The 20735-nt window shown below is 67.2% G+C and carries 18 protein-coding genes; 6 read left to right on the top strand and 12 right to left on the bottom strand.

Annotation, left to right across the window (positions count from 1 at the left end; genetic code table 11):
- The first annotated feature begins 5 nt into the window (after nt 1-5).
- The gene (locus ACVOLJ_RS10030; protein WP_475280172.1) at nt 6-806 is read left to right on the top strand and encodes an MBL fold metallo-hydrolase; all 801 of its coding nucleotides are present in this window, start codon (nt 6-8) and stop codon (nt 804-806) included.
- Between the two features lie 42 nt (nt 807-848).
- Here the strand turns inward: ACVOLJ_RS10030 and ACVOLJ_RS10025 are convergent, their stop codons facing one another.
- The 3 genes from ACVOLJ_RS10025 to ACVOLJ_RS10015 are packed head-to-tail and all read right to left on the bottom strand — an operon-like array spanning nt 849 to nt 3020.
- On the bottom strand, nt 849-1409 hold the full coding sequence (locus ACVOLJ_RS10025; protein ID WP_475280173.1) for a hypothetical protein: 561 nt from the start codon (nt 1407-1409) through the stop codon (nt 849-851).
- On the bottom strand, nt 1409-2662 hold the full coding sequence (locus ACVOLJ_RS10020) for a M56 family metallopeptidase (RefSeq protein WP_475280174.1): 1254 nt from the start codon (nt 2660-2662) through the stop codon (nt 1409-1411). Before ACVOLJ_RS10020 ends, ACVOLJ_RS10025 begins: the two co-directional genes overlap by 1 nt.
- Entirely contained in the window at nt 2655-3020 is a 366-nt protein-coding gene (locus tag ACVOLJ_RS10015; RefSeq protein WP_475280175.1) for a BlaI/MecI/CopY family transcriptional regulator, read from the bottom strand. The genes ACVOLJ_RS10020 and ACVOLJ_RS10015 overlap by 8 nt, the downstream gene beginning before the upstream one ends.
- A gap of 118 nt (nt 3021-3138) precedes the next feature.
- Between ACVOLJ_RS10015 and ACVOLJ_RS10010 the strand changes: the two genes are divergently transcribed.
- The 5 genes from ACVOLJ_RS10010 to ACVOLJ_RS09990 all read left to right on the top strand — a co-directional run bounded on the left by ACVOLJ_RS10010 (nt 3139) and on the right by ACVOLJ_RS09990 (nt 7722).
- Nucleotides 3139-3696, top strand: a complete 558-nt coding sequence (locus ACVOLJ_RS10010) for a flavin reductase family protein (protein WP_475280176.1) — start codon at nt 3139-3141, stop codon at nt 3694-3696.
- A 32-nt stretch (nt 3697-3728) separates the two neighbouring features.
- Nucleotides 3729-5681, top strand: a complete 1953-nt coding sequence (locus ACVOLJ_RS10005) for an acetyl-CoA hydrolase/transferase C-terminal domain-containing protein (RefSeq protein WP_475280177.1) — start codon at nt 3729-3731, stop codon at nt 5679-5681.
- A 176-nt stretch (nt 5682-5857) separates the two neighbouring features.
- Nucleotides 5858-6571 carry an ankyrin repeat domain-containing protein gene (locus tag ACVOLJ_RS10000; protein WP_481564060.1) on the top strand — a complete coding sequence of 238 codons (714 nt, stop codon included), beginning with the start codon at nt 5858-5860 and terminating at the stop codon, nt 6569-6571.
- A gap of 93 nt (nt 6572-6664) precedes the next feature.
- Complete coding sequence (locus tag ACVOLJ_RS09995) at nt 6665-7132, top strand: hypothetical protein (protein ID WP_475280179.1); 468 nt, start codon at nt 6665-6667, stop codon at nt 7130-7132.
- Nucleotides 7133-7173: 41 nt separating this feature from the next.
- Nucleotides 7174-7722, top strand: coding sequence for an NADAR family protein (locus ACVOLJ_RS09990; protein ID WP_481564059.1), 549 nt, complete (start codon nt 7174-7176; stop codon nt 7720-7722).
- Between the two features lie 105 nt (nt 7723-7827).
- Here the strand turns inward: ACVOLJ_RS09990 and tkt are convergent, their stop codons facing one another.
- The 9 genes from tkt to ACVOLJ_RS09945 form a co-directional block, all read right to left on the bottom strand.
- Nucleotides 7828-9825 carry a transketolase gene (gene tkt, locus ACVOLJ_RS09985; protein ID WP_481564058.1) on the bottom strand — a complete coding sequence of 666 codons (1998 nt, stop codon included), beginning with the start codon at nt 9823-9825 and terminating at the stop codon, nt 7828-7830.
- Between the two features lie 300 nt (nt 9826-10125).
- A complete protein-coding gene (locus tag ACVOLJ_RS09980; RefSeq protein ID WP_481564057.1) occupies nt 10126-11457 on the bottom strand; it encodes a dicarboxylate/amino acid:cation symporter in 1332 nt (443 codons plus the stop codon).
- A gap of 57 nt (nt 11458-11514) precedes the next feature.
- The gene (locus ACVOLJ_RS09975) at nt 11515-13212 is read right to left on the bottom strand and encodes a BatD family protein (protein WP_475280183.1); all 1698 of its coding nucleotides are present in this window, start codon (nt 13210-13212) and stop codon (nt 11515-11517) included.
- Nucleotides 13209-15080 carry a tetratricopeptide repeat protein gene (locus ACVOLJ_RS09970; protein ID WP_481564056.1) on the bottom strand — a complete coding sequence of 624 codons (1872 nt, stop codon included), beginning with the start codon at nt 15078-15080 and terminating at the stop codon, nt 13209-13211. The genes ACVOLJ_RS09975 and ACVOLJ_RS09970 overlap by 4 nt, the downstream gene beginning before the upstream one ends.
- Nucleotides 15077-16078 carry a vWA domain-containing protein gene (locus ACVOLJ_RS09965; protein ID WP_475280185.1) on the bottom strand — a complete coding sequence of 334 codons (1002 nt, stop codon included), beginning with the start codon at nt 16076-16078 and terminating at the stop codon, nt 15077-15079. Before ACVOLJ_RS09965 ends, ACVOLJ_RS09970 begins: the two co-directional genes overlap by 4 nt.
- Nucleotides 16075-16524 carry a DUF4381 domain-containing protein gene (locus tag ACVOLJ_RS09960; protein WP_481564055.1) on the bottom strand — a complete coding sequence of 150 codons (450 nt, stop codon included), beginning with the start codon at nt 16522-16524 and terminating at the stop codon, nt 16075-16077. The genes ACVOLJ_RS09965 and ACVOLJ_RS09960 overlap by 4 nt, the downstream gene beginning before the upstream one ends.
- Complete coding sequence (locus tag ACVOLJ_RS09955) at nt 16521-17450, bottom strand: DUF58 domain-containing protein (protein WP_481564054.1); 930 nt, start codon at nt 17448-17450, stop codon at nt 16521-16523. The genes ACVOLJ_RS09960 and ACVOLJ_RS09955 overlap by 4 nt, the downstream gene beginning before the upstream one ends.
- An 8-nt stretch (nt 17451-17458) precedes the next feature.
- Nucleotides 17459-18484, bottom strand: a complete 1026-nt coding sequence (locus ACVOLJ_RS09950) for an AAA family ATPase (protein ID WP_475280189.1) — start codon at nt 18482-18484, stop codon at nt 17459-17461.
- Between the two features lie 266 nt (nt 18485-18750).
- Nucleotides 18751-20727: a type IV pilus secretin PilQ gene (locus ACVOLJ_RS09945; protein WP_475280190.1), complete on the bottom strand. Its 1977-nt coding sequence runs from the start codon at nt 20725-20727 to the stop codon at nt 18751-18753.
- Nucleotides 20728-20735 lie beyond the last annotated feature (8 nt).

The following is a 20735-nucleotide window of genomic DNA, read 5'->3' as shown; positions in this document are numbered from 1 at the left end:
TTCCGATGTCGGTCCAGGTGCAATCGTTCTTCCACCGTGACAGCAACACCTTCAGCTACCTGGTCAGTGACCCGGCCAGCGGCGAGGCGGCGCTGATCGACCCGGTACTGGATTACGACCCGGATACCGACGCCAGCAGCGAATCACCGCTGCGCGCGCTGCTGGATGCCATCCAGCAGCAGGACCTGCACGTGCGCTGGCTGCTGGAAACCCACGCCCACGCCGATCACGTATCGGCCGGGCGGCGGCTCAAGCAACGGTTCCCGCACGCGACACTGGCCATCGGCGAAGGCATCCGCGCGGTGCAGGCAACGTTCGCACCACGTTATGGCCTGCAGCTGCCTGAGGAGCATGCCGTCTTCGATCACCTGTTCACCGACGGCGAGCGCTTCGCACTCGGCAAACTGGGCGGCCAGGTGATTGCAGTGCCCGGCCATACCAGCGACAGCATCGCCTACCTGATCGACGATGCGCTGTTCACCGGCGACTCCCTGTTCATGCCCGATGGCGGCACTGCACGTTGCGATTTTCCAGGCGGCGATGCCGCGCAGCTGTACTGCTCGATCCAGCGGCTGCTGGCGCTGCCCGATGCGACCCGCGTGTTCGTCTGCCACGACTACGGCCCGGGCGGACGCGATTTCGCCAACGAAACCACCATCGGCGAACAGCGCGCGCACAACATCCACGTGCATGACGGCGTGGCCGAAGCCGAATTTGTCAGCGTGCGCCAGGCCCGTGATGCGACGTTGGCCGAACCGAAACTGATGCAGCCGGCGGTGAAGGCCAACATCCAGGGCGGGGCGTAGGGCCCGCCACGGTCGCTTCATCGCGCGGGGAATGACACCGCGTCATTTGCCCTGCGTGCGCACCACATGCTGACCCTTCACGATCTCGAAGGTAAAGGCATACAGCAGGCTCACCGGCACGGGTTCGACGCGCTCGGCGCCTTCGCAGTCGCCACGGTCGCTTGGCACCTTGCCGGGGGCGAAGTGGCAGACCGCGGCGGGCGAGTACTTCCACATCGCCACCGCCTCCTGCGCAGCCCGCAACAGCGGTGCGTTCTCTTTCGCCGCGCCTGCAGCGCATTCGCTGCGATCGGTCAACGGCAGGCTGCGTTCCACCGCGCCGCTGGCATCGACCACCACCTGCAGGCAGATGGTGGTCGGCGCCAGCTCGGTGCGCGGGTCACGATCACCGATCTGCGGATCCGGCGCCGCATACAGCTGCGGCATCCGATAACCCTCGGTCGCTCCCAGCGTGTACGCCTGCACCTGGCCACTGCCGCCCTTCCCTTCCGCATGCAGGCGCTGATGGCCGACACTTTCACTGCGGGTATCGACGGTGGTCAGCCGTTCTTGGGTGGCGCAGCCCGCCACCATCACCGTTGCCAACAGCAGTGCGATGCGCATCACCTGGCGGACTCCGTGACCTCTTCGCCCTCATCCATGGCGAAGGTGATCGGGATGCGTACAGCGCTCGCCACCGGCTTGCCGTTCTTCAGCGCCGGGCGATAGGTCCAGCGCCGGGCTGCGGCTATCGACACCGCTTCAAACACCCCCGGATTGGTTGCGCTCACTACCCTTACATCACTGACTGCGCCCTGTGCATCGATGTCAACACGCAGCATCACCACGCCCGTCTGACTCTGCTCGATCGCGCTCGGCGGGTAACTCGGCGGTGGCATCTTGTCCACCTCGACCGGCCGGTCCAGCCCGACCTTGGCCGCATCGTCTTCAGCATGTTCGTACGGCTCGGCGCTGATTGAAGACGCCCGTACCGTACCGCCCTGGCTGGCCCACGCCACCGCCGCCATGCCCAGGCACACCCCCACCACCAGCACCTGGCCCGATACCCACGGCAATGCCTTCCGCTTGGACTGCTTCAACATGGCGATACGCTCCTTCAACACGGGTTGGCTGCGCCAATGGCAGACCGCCGGCGCAACCGGATGGGCCAGCTGTGCCTTCAGCAGCGTGCTGGCATAGAGGCCGCGCAGTGCAGGCTGCGGAGCCATGGTGCGGGCATCGCAGGCCAGTTCCTGCTCGCGCAGGAAGCGGCGTGCGGCCCATGACAGCAGGGGGTGGAACCAGAACACCGCGCGCATCAGCAGCAGCGCCCCGTTGGCCCAGTGATCGCCGTTGCGTCGGTGGCTGTGCTCGTGCTGCAGGATCAGCGCCTGCTCCTGCGCATTGAACTGCCGGTCGAAGTCAGGGCCGACCACGATGCGCGGCCGCCACAGGCCCACCAGCGCCGGCAGCCCTGGATCAGCGCTGGCCTGCCAGCTTCCATCGGCACGCGCCAGCAGCGGTCCCATGCCACGTTCAAATCGCTGTTGTGCGCGCAGATCGCGCAGCAGACAGACGCCCGCGCCCAACGCCCACGCCGCCAGCAACAGCCCGGCCCACGGCAACGACTGTCCGGCCATGCCGTCGACCGCGCCGGGCACCACTTTCAGCGGCAGCGTCGGCACATGCTGCAGAAGCGCTACCTGCGGCAACGGCAGCAGCAGCGATGCCCCCAGCAATGGCAGCAACCACCAGCTGCGGTAGGCCAGCGCCACGCCCCCAAGGCGCACCAGTACAGGCCGCAGCACCGCCAGCACCACCACGCCAATGGCCAGCCACAGGCTGGCCCGCCACAGGCCATCGAGCAGCTCATTCATCATCCATCTCCTGGATCAGCTTCCTCAGTTCGGCAATGTCCTGCGCACTCAACTGCCCGCGTTCGCTGAAATGCGCCACCAGCGGTGCGACCCGCCCTTCGAACACGCGCCCGATGAACTCCTGGCTCTGCGCCTGCACCCACGCCTGGCGCTGCAGCAGCGGCCGGTACAGATAGCGCCGGCCCTCGCGCTCGGCGGTGATCGCGCCCTTGGTCAGCAGGCGGTTGAGCAGGGTCTTGATGGTCGGCTCGGCCCAGTCACGGTGGGCCAGCGCGGCCACCACCTCGTCGGCGCTACGCGGTGCCTGCTGCCACAGCACCTCCATCACAACAGCTTCGGCTTCGCTGATCGGGGTCATGGTTTACATCCGTAATCGACGATTTGATTACGCGCGTAATCGAACCCGCTGTCAAGGCCCTCGACCCCGGGTTCATCGCACCTGCGCCAGCATCAGGCCCTCCGCTTGCGGACATTGCATGAAACCGCTGCCCAAGAAGGACTTCCCCGTCGAGCAGGCCCGGCGCCTGCTCGAACCCGGCCCGGTCGTGCTGGTCAGCACCGCCTGGCGTGGCCAGCGCAACATCATGACGATGGGCTGGCACATGGTGATGGGATTCTCGCCCTCGCTGCTGGCCACCTACCTCTGGCACGACAACCACAGCTTCGCGCTGGCCCGTGGCAGCGGCCAATGCGTGATCAACGTGCCGGGTGCCGAGCTGCTGGATACGGTGGTGGACATCGGCAACTGCAGTGGCCGCGAGGTCGACAAGTTCGCCCGGTTCGGGCTGGATGCGATGCCTGCCCGCAGGGTGGGAGCTCCGCTGATCGGCCAATGCCATTCGTGCTTCGAATGCCGCCTGCACGACGACAGCCAGGTCGATTCGAACAACCTTTTCATCTGGGAAATCGTGCGCGCGCACGTGGCGCCACGGCCAAAACTGCCGCGCACGGTGCACTACCGCGGCGATGGCCGGTTCATGGTGTCCGGCGCGGAAATCTCGCGTCGACGGCGGTTCAAGCCCGACATGCTGTAATGCCAGCACTCCCCCAAGCAGGACCGCCCCGGATGACCGAACACCTCACCGACCTCGACGCCGCCGTAGATTGGTTGTTCGCGCGCGTGGACGGGCCGCTGCGGATCGGCGCTCCGCTGGCGCTGGGCAAGCCACATCGCCTGCTCAATGCGCTGTATGCACGTGTGGAAAACGATCCTGCGCGCCCGCTGCAGCTGTACACCGCACTGTCGCTCAACCCGCCCCGGGCAAAAGGGGATGGCCTGGAGGCGCGCTTCATGGCGCCGTTCGCAGCCCGCCATTTCGGCGAGGATTTCCCGCGCCTGGCCTATGCCGATGCGATCGCCCGCGATGCATTGCCGGCGCACGTGCAGGTGGAAGAGTTCTACATGCAGTCCGGCGCGCTGCTGGGCTCGCGGCAGGCACAGTCCAGCTACACCAGCCTCAACTACACCCATGCCGCCGATGCGGTGGCCCAGCGCGCGCCGCAGGTGATCGTGCAGAAGGTCGCGATGCGTCCGGATGATCGGCGACTCTCGCTGTCGTGCAACAACGACATCACCCAGGACACGCTGGATGCGATGACCGCGCGCGGCCTTCCGCGGCCCCTGCTGGTGGCCGAGATCGATCCGCAGCTGCCCTACCTGGGGGGCACGGCAACGGTGGACGTGTCCTTCTTCGATCTGGTCATCACCCCACCGGCGCCGTACCCGGCGTTGTTCGGGCTGCCACGGCAGCCGGTTGCCGACGCCGACTACGCCATCGGCCTGTATGCCAGCACCCTGGTCCGTGACGGCGGCACGCTGCAGATCGGCATCGGCACCCTGGCCGATGCACTCAGCCACGCGCTGGTGCTGCGCCACACCGACAACGCGCGCTATCGCCGTGTGTTGAATGCGCTTGATCCCGAACTGGCCCGCCACCCGCTGGTGCAGGAGGTCGGCGGGCTGGATCCGTTCGAGATCGGCCTGTATGGCTGCAGCGAGATGCTCAACGAGGGCTTCCGCCGCCTGGTGCAGACCGGCGTGATCAAGCGCAAGGTGCATGACGATCTGGCGCTGATGCAACGCATCGAGAACGGCAGCACGCTGTCCATCGACCACGCCACGCTGGAGGCCGAAGGCGAGTACCTGCATGGTGCCTTCTACCTCGGCTCCTCCGAATTCTACGAATGGCTGCGCACCCTGCCAGAAGACGAATGCCGCGCGATCGGCATGCGCCGCATCAGTGAGATCAACCAGCTGTACGGTGGCAACGAAACCCTGGAGCGGCTGCAGCGCCGGCATGCGCGCTTCTTCAACTCGTGCATGATGGCCACCGCACTGGGCGCAGCGGTATCCGATGCGCTGGAGGATGGCCGTGTGGTTTCCGGGGTTGGCGGCCAGTACAACTTCGTGGCGATGGCGCACGCGTTGCCCGAAGCGCGCAGCGTGCTGATGTTCCGTGCAGCACGCGATGATCGTGGCCAGCGCGAATCGAACGTGCGCTGGAACTATGGGCACACCACCATCCCGCGCCATCTGCGTGACATCTACCTCAACGAGTACGGCATCGCCGACCTGCGCGGGCTGACCGACGATGACTGCGTGCACGCGATGGCCGCGATCACCGAAGCACCCTTCCAGGGTGGGCTGCTGCAGCAGGCCTTCGCCGCACGCAAGATGGCGGCAACCCTGCAGCCGGACGCACAGCGACAACTGCGCAACACGCCGCAGGCACTGACCGCCGCGCTGGCGGCGTTCCGCGCCGATGGCACCCTGCCCGACTATCCGCTGGGCAGCGATTTCACCGAGGTGGAGCAGGTTCTGGTGAAAGCCCTGGGGTGGCTGAAGGCCAACACGCAGACGCGCGGCAGCAAGCTGCAGACCGTGTGGTCGGCACTCTGGCAGCCTGCCGGTGACGGCGATGCCGTGTACCTGCAGCGGATGGGCCTGCAGGCACCGAAGGACTTCGCAGAGCGCTTGAACGCGCGGCTGCTGCGGCTGGCGCTGGCACGCACCGCCTGATCGTGCGACGCCGGCGGGCGCACGCGCCGGCATTTTCCAGAGGCTATCGGACCGGTCTGAAAAGGCACCCGCAAGCAGCGCATGCGGGCGAAACAATTTGTTGTATTACAAAGGCTTACACGCACGCCCGAGCATACGATGCTGTGCGTCCTTCCATTGCTGACATCGGAATCCACATGTCGATCCGATCCCTGCTGGCCGCATGCGCGCTGGCACTCTCGTCCTTGCCGGCCAGCTCAGCGCCGGCTGTCGATCTGACGGCCTTCCGCTACAGCCTCGAGCAGATGCAGACGATCTCCAACCCGGCGCTGCTGGGACACCGCAACTTCTACAGCGCGCCGTCGGTGGGGCCGGATGCGGCGTGGTTCGATGCCATCAAGCAGGGCAACCTGCCGCGGGTGCAGGCCATGGTCGAAGGCGGGCAGAACCTGGAAGTCAAGGACGAAGCATCGCTGGGCCAGACCGCGCTGGGCTGGGCGGCATTCATCGGCTACGAAGACATCGTCCGCTATCTGGTCGGCCAGGGCGCCGACATCCGCGCCACCGATCGCGCCGATGTCTACAACGCACTGAAGTCCGCGGTGATGGGCGGCAACGTGCGGGTGGTGGAATACCTGCATGGCCTGCTGAAAAACGAGACCGACTGGAACGCGCGCGAGAGCGACCAGGAAACGCGGTTCATGGTCGCCGCCGTCGATGGCCGGCTCGACGTGGTGAAGTACATCCTGCGGTTCAATCCCGACCTGGACATCGTGGCGGTCAACGCGCAGCCGAAGATCGACGCCAGCCCACTCAGCGGGGCCTGCGAAGGTGGCTTTACCGAGGTGGCCAATCTGCTCATCGCCCGCGGCGCCATCAACCACAAGACCGGACGCTCCAGCTGCGAGTGAGCGGGAGGCGATGCTTGGCGGACGTTGCCGAGCAGCGCCGCTGGCGCTCGCATCCGGTGGCACAATCGTCACCTGCCGCCACCGGAACGCCGCATGCACCACCGCATTACCGCCATCAACCATCAGGGATGTTTCGCCAGCGCGAGCTGTCCGTGGCTGGCCATTGATGACGTACCGATCGAGGTGTGGTTGGCCACGCACCTGAGCCAACCCGAACTTGAACGGCACGCCCTTTCGCTGGTCTGGCTGTCCAACGATGACGAGGACGCGCTGGCCAATCGGCGCATCATTCCCGCCGAAGACGGTACTTCGACGCTGGTCCCCCTGTTGGTATGCAGTTCCGATATGGACTTCGACTGCGCCGTACTGATGGCCGAACAGGTCGTGGAGGGAGATACCGTGCAGTGGCGCAGGTTCGGGCTCAGTGTCAGCGGCGGGCTGGAAGTGGGTGCCTGCACCCATTGGAACGCGCACGCCGAACCGGTCAGCTTCGCGCTGGATGATTTCGGAGGTGCGCTGATCGAACACACGCGACTGGTCAAGGAACGCATCGGCGCGTGATCGCAGCCAGGCGGACGCTGCCGCCGCGCTATGCTGTTGCGATGAACGACGATTCCCGATTCCTGCATGACCTGCAGCGCCGCCAGGCCGACGGTGAAGCACTGCGCTATCTTTGCTTCTGGGGCCACCAGCCACCACGCAGCGGTGTGTCTGCCTCCTGTTTCAGCCAGTGGTACGCCACCGGTTTCGACATTGATGGCGTGCACTACCCCACTGCCGAGCACTACATGATGGCCGGCAAGGCGCGCCTGTTTGGCGCCACCGACATGCTGGAAAAGATCCTTGCCAGCGCCACGCCGAACAAGGTCAAGGCATTCGGCCGCAGGATCGAAGGCTTCGATGAAACGCGCTGGGCGCAGGCGCGCTATGCACTGGTGGTTGAAGGCAACAGGGCCAAGTTCACCCAGAACCCGGAACTGGGCCAATACCTGCGCAGCACCGCCGGCCAGGTGCTGGTGGAAGCCAGCCCGGTGGATTTCATCTGGGGCATCGGCCTGGCCCAGGACCACGCCGATGCGCACAACCCGGCACAGTGGCGGGGATTGAACCTGCTGGGGTTTGCGTTGATGGAGGTTCGCCAGGCGCTGTAGCGTTGCATCCCGCGTGGCGTGGATCTACGGCTGGCACGTTTCCTGTTGCGTGAACGAGAAAGGCCGGCTTGCGCCGGCCTTTCCTTCTTGCTGCTGCCAGGCTGCTTACAGCGCCTTGGCCGCTTCCACCACGTGCGCGGTGGTGATGCCGAAGTGCTTGTACAGCTGGTCGGCCGGTGCCGAGGCACCGAAGGTGTCGATACCGATCACCGCACCATCCAGGCCGACGAACTGGCGCCAGAAACCGGTGACGCCGGCTTCGATCGCCACGCGCTTGCGCACTGCATTGGGCAGCACCGATTCACGGTAGGCCGCGTCCTGACGCAGGAACACGTCGGTGGACGGCATCGAAACCACGCGGGTCTTCAGGCCGGCGGCATCCAGCTGGGCCTTGGCTTCGGTGGCCAGCGAGACTTCCGAACCGGTGGCGATCAGGATCACGTCCGGGGTGCCGGCGGCATCGGCCAGCACGTAGCCACCGCGCTCGATCTGTGCGATCTGCCCGGCGTTGCGCGGCTGGTGCGGCAGGTTCTGGCGGCTGAACACCAGGCAGCTCGGGCCGTCCTGGCGGGTGATCGCAGCCTTCCAGCTCACGGCCGACTCGACTGCATCGCAGGGGCGCCACACATCGTTGTTCGGGATGTAGCGCAGCGACGCCAGGTGTTCCACCGGCTGGTGGGTCGGGCCGTCTTCGCCCAGGCCGATCGAGTCGTGGGTGTAGACGTGGATGGCGTGGGCCGGGATCAGCGCGCTCATGCGCACGGCGTTGCGGGCGTAGTCGCTGAAGACCAGGAAGGTGGCATCGAACGGGATGAAGCCACCGTGCAGGGCCAGGCCGTTGGCAATGGCGGTCATGCCGAACTCGCGCACACCGTAGTACACGTAGTTGGCGTTGGCGTCGTCAGTGGCGACCGACGTGCTGCCCTTCCACAGGGTCAGGTTCGAGTGTGCCAGATCGGCCGAGCCACCCACGATTTCCGGCAGCAGCGGCGCGAAGGCTTCAATGGCCAGCTGCGAAGCCTTGCGCGAGGCGATGGTCTGGCCATCGGCAGCCACCTGGGCGATGTAGGCATCGGCCTTGGCGACGAAGTCGGCCGGCAGATCGCCGTGCGAACGACGGGTCAGCTCAGCGGCTTCGGCCGGGTACTGCGCGGCGTACTTGTCGAACTGCTGCTCCCACTCGGCCTGGCGCAGGGTGCCGGTACCGCCGGCACGCCAGCCGGCGTAGATCTCTTCGGGAATCTCGAACGGGCCGTAGTTCCAGTCCAGCGCCTTGCGGGTGGCTTCCAGTTCGTCCTTGCCCAGCGGTGCGCCGTGGCTGGATTCCTTGCCGGCCTTGTTCGGCGAGCCGAAACCAATGGTGGTGCGGCAGCAGATCAGGGTCGGCTTGCCGTCCTGGGACAGGGCCGCTTCGATACCGGCCTTGATGCTTTCCGGGTCGTGGCCATCAACGCCGCGGATCACGTTCCAGCCATAGGCCTCGAAACGTTCCGGGGTGTTGTCGGTGAACCAGCCTTCGGTGTTGCCGTCGATGGAGATGTGGTTGTCATCCCAGAAGCAGACCAGCTTGTGCAGGCCCCAGGTGCCGGCCAGCGAGGCGGCTTCGTGGGAAATGCCTTCCATCAGGCAGCCATCGCCCATGAACACCCAGGTGCGGTGGTCGACGATTTCCAGTTCCGGGCGGTTGAAGCGCTGTGCCAGCAGCTTCTCGGCCAAGGCAAAACCGACCGCATTGGCGAACCCCTGGCCCAGCGGGCCGGTGGTGGTTTCCACGCCGGGCGTCTCGTGACGCTCCGGGTGACCGGCGGTGTGGCTGCCCAGCTGGCGGAACAGCTTCAGCTGCTCGATCGGCAGGTCGTAGCCGCTCAGGTGCAGCAGCGCGTACTGCAGCATCGAGCCGTGGCCGTTGGACAGCACGAAGCGGTCACGGTTGAACCACTGCGGGTTGTTCGGATTGTGGCGGTGGTAGTCGTTCCAGAGGACTTCGGCGATGTCGGCCATGCCCATGGGCATACCGGGGTGGCCGGACTTTGCGGTTTCAACCGCATCGGCGGCAAGGAAGCGGATGGCGTTGGCCAACTGGCGACGGGTAGGCTGCGTCATGGTTCTGTCGGAATCGGGAGGCGGCCGCGGAACTGCGGGCGGCCCATTGTCCCATAGTCGCCGGGCGGGGTCAGGCCACCAACCGCGGTAGTGGGGGGGGGCGCGGGGGGGCGCGCAACGGTCTGATGTTGTTTTTTAATATATGAGGAAGCACAGGCCGGCGGGGACCCACCCCACCGGCCCGGGCCGGGCCGTCGCCCCCCACCCCCCGCGGCCGCCCGGCGCCGGCCCTACAAACTCCCTCGCGTGGGGTATCGCCGCGGGCGCCCCGCCCCGCCCCCCGGCACTACCCGCAGCAGGTCAGTCGCGCCGATCGGCCATCGCAGCGATCTCGGCCGGGCTGTCGGCCGGCTCGCCCTTGGCCACCAGAGTGGTCAGGGCCAGGTCGCCGGTCACGTTCAGCGCGGTGCGGCACATGTCCAGGAAGTGGTTCACGCCCAGGATCAGGCCGATGCCCAGCGGATTGACGCCGACCATCGCGCAGATCATCGCCACCACCGGCAGCGAGCCGGACGGCACGCCGGCCGTACCGATGCCGCCGAGAATGCAGACCGCCATCACCATCACCTGCTGGCCGATGCTCAGGTCCACACCGAAGAACTGGGCCAGGAAGATCACCGTTACGCCTTCGAACAGCGCGGTGCCGTTCTGGTTGGCGGTAGCGCCCACGGTCAGCACGAAGCGCGACACCCGCTGCGGCAGGCCCATCTGGTCGGCCACGCGCAGCGCGGTCGGCAGGGTGGCATTGCTGGATGCCGTGGAGAAGGCCATCACCGTGGCTTCCTGGGTCTGGCGGAAGAATGCCAGCGGCGAACGCCCCGACAGCCACACCGCCGCACCGTAGGTCACCACCATGTGCAGGCCCAGGGCCAGCACCACCACGCCCACGTAGGCACCCAGGCGGATGATCAGCTCGAAGCCGAACAGGGCGGCCAGGTTGAACATGAAACAGGCCACCGCGTACGGCGCCAGGCGGATGACCAGGTTGATCAGGGTCATCGAGATCTCAAACACGCCCTCGATGGCACGGCGCAGCGGCGCCACCTTGGCATCGTCGGTCAGCACCATGCCGATGCCGAACATCAGCGCAAAGAACATCAGCGACAGGATCGCGCCGTTGTCCGAAGCGGCCTGCAGCACGTTGCTCGGCACGATCGACAGCAGCATGTCCATGCCCTTGGGGGTGCCGTGGATGCCAGCGACGATCTCCTTGCTGCGCTCTGCATTCTCCGAGAGCATCAGCGCCGCCACCTGCGGGTCGACACCGGCACCGGGCTTGAGCAGGTTGACCAGAACAAGGCCGATACCGACAGCGATACCGGACAGCAGCACGGTGTAGGCCAGGGTCTTCCAGCCGATGCGGCCCAGGGCGCGGATATCGCCCATTTCCGACACACCCATGATCAGCGCCGAGAAGATCAGCGGCACGATCAGCATGAAGATCAGGTTGAGGAACAGGCCCGATGCCGGGGTGGTGACGTAGTCCATTACCCACTTGGCACCGGCCTGCAGACCATCGACGCTGCCGCCCAGGGCATGCACGGTCAGTCCCAGGACCAGGCCGATCGCAAAGCCGATGCCCATCTTCCAATGCAGGGGCAACTTCTTCCTGTCGGCAGCTGCTGCTGTCATGCGCGGGTTTCCTCGAAAAATGAATCTACTCTAACAAAGCGCGAAAGCCGCGCCGGTTCAGGGTTGCCGCGGCGGATACAGCGGCGGCAACCCAGTGTCGGCGGCAGCGCTGGCGGCCGACCAGTGCGGTCCGTCACGGAAGCACCCGCGCAGGTGCGCGCGCAGCGCGGCGACATCGCCCGTCCCACCCCAGCGGGCCTGCTGCAATGCCTGCAGGGCCTGCCGCTGGCCCGGATCGGCCAGCCGCTCGATCACCTGCTCAAGCCGCTCCACGCTGGCCATCGAGCACAGCAGTGCCTCCACCTGGTCGAAACTCTCGCCATCGATGGCCCGGCGCAGTTCGGCCACGCTGCCGCGCGACGGAGGCGTCGTGTCCGCAGAACGGGATGGCCGCTGGGTGCGAGCCGCCGGGGGCCGGCCACGGCGCCAGCCCCAGGCCAGGGTCAACAGCCACAGCAGCGCCAGGCCGATGGCGGCCGCCATCCACGCCCATGGACGCGTCGCGGTGGAGGTCGGCGCCAGCGCGGACGCAACCGCAGGGGCCGCGTCGTCGGGCAGCGCCGCGTCGGTATCGATCGGCTGCGCGGCCGGCGCGCCGGCCCGCCCGGCCGCGACGTTCAACTGCAGATCCGGCAGGCTGGCCTGCTGCGCACTGCCGCTGTCCACGTTCCACCACGCCACCTGCGGCCCGGGCACGCGCAGCGGGCCGGTCTGCCGCGGCACCACGGAGTAGCGACGGGTGATCTTCAGCCGTGGCGTGCTGCCGGTGAAGGTCTCTTCGTACTGGGCCGGTTCGGCGAAGACCTGGGCAGCATCACCCAGGTCAGGCACCGGCAGATCGGTGAACTGCGCCCGTGTGGCGCCGTTGGCAACCGCTTCCACGACCACGCTGGCCGCCTCTCCGGTACGCGCCGTGGAAGGTGCGGTGGTATAGCGCAACTGCAGGCCGTGCAGCGGCAACCATGGCTGTACCGCCTGCGCCGGTTGTGCCTGCACCTGCAGCGTGCGCTCGGCACCGACAGCATTCATGCGGCCGTTGCCGCCGTCGCCGCCATTGCCGAAGAAATCGTCGAAGAAGCCACCCGCGCTGCGCCCACTGAATCGTGCCCCGGGCAGGCGCAACGCGCCGCTGCGCTCGGGGATCAGCAGGAAGCGACGTTCAACCACGTTGTAGCGGCGGCCATTGACCTGGCGGACATCGGTGCGATCCTCACCCACCCGCTGCAGCGACGCCCCATCGGGGGTATCCAGTACCAGCTCGCCCGAGGCCAGCTGCGAGGCGAAGTACAGCCGCACCACCACGCCCACACTCTGCTGCACGTAAGGGGTCGGGTCATCGACTTCGGTTTCGATGAAGGCGGCGGCATTGCCCTGCGCGGTCGCGACCACTGCTTCACTGACCTGCAATGCCAGCGGCACCGTGCGCGCTGCGCCCACCTGCAGCGACGGTACCTGCAGCATGCCGGTGCGACGCGGGGTGAGCTCAACCGTGTACAGATTGCGCTGCTGCACCGCGCCGTTGCTCCACTGTACCTGGCGGTTGCTGGTCTGCGCGCTGAGTGCGAAATCGGTATTCAGCGGTGCGTAGTCGGGCGCGCCCTGGTCGGTTTCAATGTGCAGGGTGACTGCATCACCGGCGGCGATGCTGTCCTGTTCCAGCCACGCACGCGTCTGCGCCAGCGCCACCAGTGGCAGCCACAGCAACAGCAGCACGGGCAGTGACCACCGCCATTGCCTGATCACCACGCCCTTCATTGTCCTTCCCTCTTCCTGCGTTCGTTTTCCAGCTGGAACTTGGTGCGAAGCAACGCACCCGGGTCATCGGGCACCCGGCGCATCCAGGCCTCTACCGCCTGCTGTTCCTCGCGCTGTTGTGGCGTGCCGCCGTTGCCGCGTACGGCGCCCTTGCCGGCCTCACCTGCACGCGCCTGCTGCATGGCCTGCTGCATGCGCTGGCGCTGTTGAGCATCGGCCTGCGACTGGGCCTGCGCGTCGGCCGCTTTCGGTGGCTCCTGCCCCGCGTCCTGCTGGCCGGAACCGGAAGACCCGCGATTCTGCTGGCCCTGCGATGGTGGTTGCTGGCCCTGCTGGCCCTGCTGGCCCTGCTGGCCCTGCTGGCCTTGCTGGCCTTGCTGGCCTTGCTGGCCTTGCTGGCCCTGCTTGCCCTGCTTGCCCTGCTGGCCTTGCTGGCCTTGCGGGTTCTTCTGCTGGCCCTGCTGCGGCTTCTGTTGCCCCTTGCCCTGGCCCTGGTTGTCGTTCGAGGACTGCTTGCGCTTGCGTGCGGCATCGACCACGGCACGGTTGGCCACCGCGTCGGCCATCTGCGGGTGAAGCGACAATGCCTTGTCGTACGCGGCGATGGCAGCATCGTAGTCGCCCTGGCGCGCGAGCACGTTGCCCATGTTGTACCAGCCCGCGTCGCTGTCGATGCCTTCAAACTGCTTGCGCGCCGCATCGAAATCGCCCTGATGGTAGGCCTGCACGCCTGCGGCCAGGCGGGCGTGCTCGCGCTGGTCGGCGCGTTCCCACAGCGTGCCGGTTGCCGGCCCCTGTGCGGCGGCCTGCGTGCGCGGCTGCGCCTGCAGCTGCCCGCTCAACGGCAACAGCCCCACAGCCAGTACAGCCGCCAGCACGGCGCGGCGACGGAACGCCAGCAACGCCAGCAACATCACCGGCGGCAACAGCCAATAGCCTTCGTCCTGCCATTGCCGGGTCTGGCCGGGCCGCTGCAGTGCGCTGCCGTCGCTGGCATCAAGCACGCCCAGCGCCTGCAGATCGCGATCATCGCTGGCAATGCGCTGATAGCTTCCTCCGCCAGCGGTGGCCACCGCGCGCAGGCTGCCTTCATCCAGTGCCGCCTGCGCGATCTGGCCACGACCATCACGGTAGGCCGCACCGGACGGCGTGCCCAGGCCGAGCACCGATACCTGCAGGCCGAGCCCGCGCGCCTGTGCAGCGGCCAGCGCAGCTTCACTGTCGGCCTGGTCGCTGACCAACAGGATGCGGCCACGCAAAGCCCCCGTCTGCCGCAGCAGCTGTACGGCCCAGTCGATGCCGCGATCGGCACGCTGGCCATCGCGTGGCATCACATCCGGCGCCAACGCATCCAGGTACAGCGCCACATTGGCGGTGTCGTCGGTCAACGGCGCCACCGTATAGGCCTCTTCGGCGTATACCACCAGACCCACCTGCCCGCCCTGGCGGGCGCGCAGCAGGTCGCCGATCTTCGCGCGCGCCTGCAGCAGGCGCGAGGGTGGCAGATCGGTGGCGGTGATCCGGCTGGACAGATCCAGCACGACCACCAGCGGCGCACCGGCCTGGTACATCGGTTGTTCCTGCTGTCGCCAGCTGGGGCCGGCCATTGCCAGTACAGCCAACGTCCACCCCAGCATCAACACCCACGGCAGGCGCAGGCGGCGACGTCCCTCGCCGGCCAGCAGATGCGACAGCAGATGGGCGTCGACCGCCTGCCGCCAGGCATCGCTGCGCCGTTGCCGGTACATCGCCAATGCCAGGATCAGCGGCAGTGCCAGCAGCGCCCACAGCCATTCCGGCCGCAGCAGATGCAGTGCATGCCAGTCCAACGCGCTCAACGCGGGCAGCTTCTGCAGCAACGCACTCATCGACGACGCTCCGGCCAGACCCAGACCAGTGCGCCCAGCAACAAGGCCACCGCCAGCGGCCACGCGTAGCGCTCACTGCGCGGGCGCAGGGTCGGTCCCTTCGCGGCGATCGGTTCCAGCTGGTCCAGTTCGGCGTAGATACCAGCCAACTGGTCGGTGTCACGTGCGCGGAAGAAACGACCGCCGGTCATCTCGGCAATCCTGCGCAGGGTCGCCTCATCCACCGGGTCACGGTCAGCGGCCACGGTAATGCCAAAGAAGCGGCTGCCGTCACCGCCGAAGGCCACCGTGTGCACGCGTACGCCTTCGGCCCGCGCCAGCTCGGCCGCGCGCAATGGCTCCAGCACGCCAGCGTTGCTCACGCCATCGGTCAACAGGATCAATACGCGCTGGCCCTCGGGCTGGTTGCGCAGGCGCTTGACCGCCAGCGCGATGGCATCACCAATGGCGGTCTCGCGTCCGGCCAGCCCCACCACGCTGTCGCGCAGCTGGTCGCGCACACTGGAAAGATCGGCGGTCAAGGGCGTAAGCGTGTATGCACGATCGCCGAATACCAGCAGGCCAACGCGGTCACCCACGCGGCGGTCGAGGAAGTCGGCCAGCACCGCCTTGGCCGCGGTCAGGCGCTCCACGGGGCGTGCACCCAGCACCATGTCAGGCTCGCTCATGCTGCCCGATACGTCCATGGCCAGCATCATCTGCCGGCCTTCCTGCGGCGGGGTGATTGGCTCGCCCAGCTGCTGCGGGCGCGCCATTGCCACGCACAACGCGAGCCAGGCCAGCCACAGCAGCGCGCTGCGCAACCACGACACACCGATGCGGCCACCGCCGGAGAGTGCTTCCAGTTCGGTCACGGCATAGGGCACGCGCAACGCGGCCCCCGGGTCGGCACGCCGCTTCCACGCGTACATCAGGATCGGCAGCGGCAACGCCAGCAGCGCCAGCGGCCAGGCCAGCTGCAGATCCGGCCACGGCCAGTAGCTTGCCAACGCGTTCATCGGCGCCGCTCCTGCAGCAGCGTCAGGTAGCGAGCCCGTGCCCACGTGCGGATGTCGGCCAGTGCGCTGGCGTCCACGTGCGGGCGGTAGGCACCTTCGGCCAGCAGGCTGCGCTGCGGGGGTTGAAGGGTGTTCCTGGGATCCACGTATTGCCACCACGCGTCATCGCGCAGGGCCTCGCTGCCCGGTCGCGCCTGTCGCGCTGCGCGCCGCAGCAGACTGGCGATGGCGGCCAGCTCGGCAGGGCCAGCGGCCACCGCGGAAATTTCCTGATCGAACACGCGCATCCAACGCTGTTGCCGGCGACGACGTCGCCAAACCAGCGCAGCGATGATCGCCAGCACCAGCAGCACCACGGCCATCACCATCAGCCAGCCGGGGGCCGGCGGCCACCAGGAGGGAGCAGACGGGAGCTGCACATCGCGCAGCGGCAGCGGAGCACTCATGCGGGCACCTCGGTTGGTGCCGGCGCCAGCCAGGCATCGCTGGCCGCATCGGTGGACAGCACCTGCACATCCACGCGGCGCGCGGTGAGCTGCCGGCGAAGCGCCTGCAGGGGTTCGACGAAGTGTGCCTGCCAATGGGCCTGCACATCACTGCGGCGCAGATCCAGGCCGATGCGTTGCTGCGCGGCAAGAAACTGCAGGGGCGCGCTTGGCGGCTGCAGCTCCAGTGGATCCACCAGCAGCAGCAGGCTCAAGTCATGGTGTTGTGCCAGCGCACCCCAGCGCGCTGGCGGGATGCGGATCGCCTGCTGCGGATCAGCCAGCACCAGCATCCGTGCGCCGGGGCGCAGCACACGCGCCGCGTGGTCCAGCGCGCGCTCCAGCCCCAGATCATCGGCCGGCGGCTGGGCGTACCAGCGGGTGAGCGCATCGAGCACGCGCAGCACACCGCGCGCGCCCCCGGCCGGTGCAACCGGCGCTTCGCGCTCGCTGCCACGCAGCGCGCCGATACGGTCGCCGCGGCGCTGCGCGGACCAGGCCGCGACGGCACCTGCGCGAGCGGCCTGCACTGACTTGAAGCGCACCCGGGTACCGAAATACAGCGCAGGCGAGGTGTCGGCAACGATCAACGTAACGCGCTCGCGCTCGGCCTGGAACAGCTTGGTGTGAGTGCGTCCGGTGCGGGCGGTCACGCGCCAGTCGATGTGGCGCGCATCATCGCCGGCCACGTACTCGCGTGATTCGGCGTACTCCATGCCGCGTCCACGCATCGGCGATGGCGCCTGTCCGGCACTGCCGGCACGGCCCCTACGCGGCGGCGGTGGTCGCTGTGCCAATCGGCGCAATGCCACCAGTTCGGCCAGCTGCGGGCGCAGGCCATCGCCATCGCTGGCAGTGGCGGCCGTTTCCTTGGGGGTACCGGTCATGCGCGAGCTCAGGGCGCCGGAACCCGGGCCAGCAGCTCCTGCACCAGACGCTCGCCATCCCAGCCCTCGGCGGTGGCTTCATAGCTGGGCAGTACGCGATGGCGCAGCACGTCGGCAGCGACGGCACGCACATCATCCGGGGTGACGAAATCGCGACCGGCCAGCCACGCACGCGCACGTGCGCAGCGTTCCAGCGCGATCGAACCACGCGGGCTCGCGCCCCATGCGATGCGCCGCCCCAGCGCGGGGTCATAACGCGAGGGATCGCGCGAAGCCAGCACCAGCTCGATCAGATAGCGTTCCAATGCGGGCGCCATGTGCAGTTCCAGCACTTCGCGGCGCGCATCGAACACATCCTGCATCGGCAGTTTGTGCGGTGCCGGCGGCGCTTCACCGAGTGCGCCGCGTGCACGCTCCCGCGCCAGGCGCAGGATCTCCGATTCGGCGGCCTGGTCGGGATAGCCGATGCGCACGTGCATCAGGAAACGATCCAGCTGCGCTTCGGGCAGCGGGAACGTGCCTTCCTGCTCGATCGGATTCTGCGTGGCCATCACCAGGAACAGCGCCGGCAGCGCATAGGTATGGCGGCCGACCGTGACCTGGCGCTCGCCCATGGCCTCCAGCAATGCGGACTGCACCTTGGCCGGGGCACGGTTGATTTCATCGGCCAGCAGAATGGGGTGGAAGATCGGTCCGGGCACGAATTCGAAACGGCCCTCCTGCGGTCGCCAGATCTCGGTGCCGGTCAGATCGGCCGGCAGCAGGTCGGGCGTGAACTGCACGCGCGCGAAATCGGCTTCCAGGCGTGCGGCCAGGGCGCGGATGGCCGTGGTCTTGGCCAGGCCCGGTGCACCTTCCACCAGCAGGTGGCCATCGGCCAGCAGGGCAATCAGCAGGCGTTCGACCAGCGCCGCCTGGCCGACGATCTCGGCCGACAGGGCATCGCGCAGGTTGCTGAAGGCCGCGTGCAGGCGCGAGTCGGTCGGTGCAGGCGGTGGGGAAATGGAATCGGGCATCGGCGGAGGCAGGTTCATGGGGGCCTTTGACCGGCGCAGGATGGCCCGGGTTCCCCACATCATCGCAGGGCCGGCGATGGGTGGCATCAAGAATGGCTGAACAGCATCCACGCATGACGTGGATCTACTGGAGCCATCCACGCATGGCGTGGATCTACTGGAGCCATCCACGCATGGCGTGGATCTACTGGAGCCATCCACGCATGGCGTGGGATTGTCGACGTGATGCAAACGACGCGGGGCCGCACGTGGCGGCCCCGGTCGTATGTCGCTGATGCGCAGGCTCAGTTCTGGCGGGCGACGCGCAGCACCTTCGGGGTCACGAACACCAGCAGTTCGGCCTTGTCCTTGTTGCGGCCGCGCTTCTTGAACAGATTGCCGAGGAACGGCACATCGCCCAGGAACGGCACCTTGCTGACACTGTTGCGGTCGGTGAACTCGTACACGCCACCGATCACCACGGTCTGGCCATCTTCCACCAGCACGGCGGTGTTGACCTCGCGACGGTTGATGTTGGGTACCTGGCCGTAGCCATCCAGCACGATGTAGCTTTCAACCTCGTCCTTCTTCACTGCCATGTTGAGGAAGACGCGGTTGTCGTTGGTGATGGTCGGGGTGACCTTCAGCTCCAGCACCACTTCCTTGAACTGCACGTTAGGCGTCGCAGCACCACCGGCACCACCACCACTGATGGTGACGTAACCGATTTCCTTACCCTGCTTGATCAGTGCTTCGCGCTGGTTGGTGGTAACCACGCGCGGGTTGGAGATCACTTCACCACGCGATTCTTCCTGCATGGCCGACAGTTCGACGTCCAGCAGATAGCCCGCGTTGAGGATCGACAGTGCCAACGAACCGGGGTTGCTGGTCGAGGCGACCGGCAGGTTCCAGTTCAGGCCGCGGGTGATGGCCGAACCGACCGACACCGGCGGCGGACCCACGCGACCACCGGCAACCCAGTCGCGCTCGGCCTTGGCGTTGTCCTGCTGGGCCTTGACCTGCGATTCGCGGGTCAAGCGGTTGGATTCCAGATTGCCGCTGAAGTACACGTTGTCGCGGCTGCCGCTGATGCCGAACTTGGCACCCAGCTCGCGGGCGAACGTATCGGTGGCGATGACGATGCGGCTCTCGATCAGCACCTGGTCGACCGGGCGATCGATCACGTTGATCAGTTCGCGCATGCGCGCGATCTTCTTCGGAATGTCGCTGATCATCAGGGTGTTGGTGCGCTCATCGGCCACGATGCGGCCACGCGCCGAGAGGAAACCACTCTCCTCCTGCGATGCCGAACCGCCGCTGCCCTGCCCGCCGCCGCCGCTGCCACCACCGATGCCCTTGGCCTCGGTCAGCGCTTTGAAGATCTGCGTTGCGCTGTGGTAGTTGATCTGCACGTAGTCGGTGACGAGATCCTCGCGGTTCTCGATGGCGATGCGCGCGTCTTCCTTTTCCTGCTCGAACTTGGCCAGTTCGGACTGCGGCGCAACCCACACCACGCTGCCATCGCGACGCTTGTCCAGGCCCTTGGCACGCAGCACGATGTCCAGCGCCTGGTCCCACGGCACGTTGACCAGGCGCAGGGTCACGTTGCCCTGCACCGAATCGGAGGCCACCACGTTCAGGTTCGACTCTTCAGCGATCAGCTGCAGCACCGTGCGTACCGGCACGTCCTGGAAGTTGAAGGTCACCGGCTTGCCGGCGTAGCCACGCTGCGGCAGGCCCTTGGCGGCCTGGGTCACGCTGCCGGCGGTGACGGCACCGACGGCGGCCTGGGCCTGCTTCGGGCTGATCTCCACCACGTACTCGTTGCCGCTCTGGTAGGCCAGCGACTCCACCGGTCCACCGGTGCTCAGCACCAGCTGGGTGCCCGCACCGGACGGCTTGGCATCGATGCGCTGCACCGGGGTGGCGAAGTCGGTGACGTTCATCGGCTTCTGCAGGTTGGCCGGCAGGCGCGCATTGCCGACATCGACAACCACGCTGTTGCCCTGGCTGCGCAGGTCGGGCAGTGCGCCCTGGCCGTCGAACTGCAGGATCAGGCGACCGGCGCCGTCATCGCCACGTTTGAAATCGATTCGCGCAACCGACAGGCCTGCCGGTGCGGCGGCCGGCGTGGCAGCCAGCGCCGTGCCAGTCGGTTTTTCCGACGGCACGGCGGCCAGTGCCGGAGCGCAGGCCAGCATCAACGCGACTCCCAGCGCGCTGATGTGGTTCAAGGTAGAGCGCCGGATGGGACGCAGCCCCTTGGCTTGGTGAAAGGTCATCGTGCTAT

Source organism: Stenotrophomonas sp. STEN046 (genome assembly GCF_056759755.1).
The sequence above is the reverse complement of the archived record's forward strand: the minus strand, read 5'-3'. Positions and strand labels throughout refer to the sequence as shown.

Bases quoted from the DNA above. Each gene is read 5' to 3' on its own strand.
- ACVOLJ_RS09980 (WP_481564057.1), bottom strand. From the start codon at position 11,457: ATGACAGCAGCAGCTGCCGACAGGAAGAAGTTGCCCCTGCATTGGAAG.
- ACVOLJ_RS09950 (WP_475280189.1), bottom strand. From the start codon at position 18,484: ATGAACCTGCCTCCGCCGATGCCCGATTCCATTTCCCCACCGCCTGCA.
- ACVOLJ_RS09960 (WP_481564055.1), bottom strand. From the start codon at position 16,524: ATGAGTGCTCCGCTGCCGCTGCGCGATGTGCAGCTCCCGTCTGCTCCC.
- ACVOLJ_RS10030 (WP_475280172.1), top strand. From the start codon at position 6: ATGTCGGTCCAGGTGCAATCGTTCTTCCACCGTGACAGCAACACCTTC.
- ACVOLJ_RS09975 (WP_475280183.1), bottom strand. From the start codon at position 13,212: ATGAAGGGCGTGGTGATCAGGCAATGGCGGTGGTCACTGCCCGTGCTG.
- ACVOLJ_RS09945 (WP_475280190.1), bottom strand. From the start codon at position 20,727: ATGACCTTTCACCAAGCCAAGGGGCTGCGTCCCATCCGGCGCTCTACC.
- ACVOLJ_RS10020 (WP_475280174.1), bottom strand. From the start codon at position 2,662: ATGAATGAGCTGCTCGATGGCCTGTGGCGGGCCAGCCTGTGGCTGGCC.
- ACVOLJ_RS09970 (WP_481564056.1), bottom strand. From the start codon at position 15,080: ATGAGTGCGTTGCTGCAGAAGCTGCCCGCGTTGAGCGCGTTGGACTGG.
- ACVOLJ_RS09995 (WP_475280179.1), top strand. From the start codon at position 6,665: ATGCACCACCGCATTACCGCCATCAACCATCAGGGATGTTTCGCCAGC.
- ACVOLJ_RS09965 (WP_475280185.1), bottom strand. From the start codon at position 16,078: ATGAACGCGTTGGCAAGCTACTGGCCGTGGCCGGATCTGCAGCTGGCC.
- tkt (WP_481564058.1), bottom strand. From the start codon at position 9,825: ATGACGCAGCCTACCCGTCGCCAGTTGGCCAACGCCATCCGCTTCCTT.
- ACVOLJ_RS10005 (WP_475280177.1), top strand. From the start codon at position 3,729: ATGACCGAACACCTCACCGACCTCGACGCCGCCGTAGATTGGTTGTTC.
- ACVOLJ_RS10010 (WP_475280176.1), top strand. From the start codon at position 3,139: ATGAAACCGCTGCCCAAGAAGGACTTCCCCGTCGAGCAGGCCCGGCGC.
- ACVOLJ_RS10000 (WP_481564060.1), top strand. From the start codon at position 5,858: ATGTCGATCCGATCCCTGCTGGCCGCATGCGCGCTGGCACTCTCGTCC.
- ACVOLJ_RS10015 (WP_475280175.1), bottom strand. From the start codon at position 3,020: ATGACCCCGATCAGCGAAGCCGAAGCTGTTGTGATGGAGGTGCTGTGG.
- ACVOLJ_RS09990 (WP_481564059.1), top strand. From the start codon at position 7,174: ATGAACGACGATTCCCGATTCCTGCATGACCTGCAGCGCCGCCAGGCC.
- ACVOLJ_RS09955 (WP_481564054.1), bottom strand. From the start codon at position 17,450: ATGACCGGTACCCCCAAGGAAACGGCCGCCACTGCCAGCGATGGCGAT.
- ACVOLJ_RS10025 (WP_475280173.1), bottom strand. From the start codon at position 1,409: ATGCGCATCGCACTGCTGTTGGCAACGGTGATGGTGGCGGGCTGCGCC.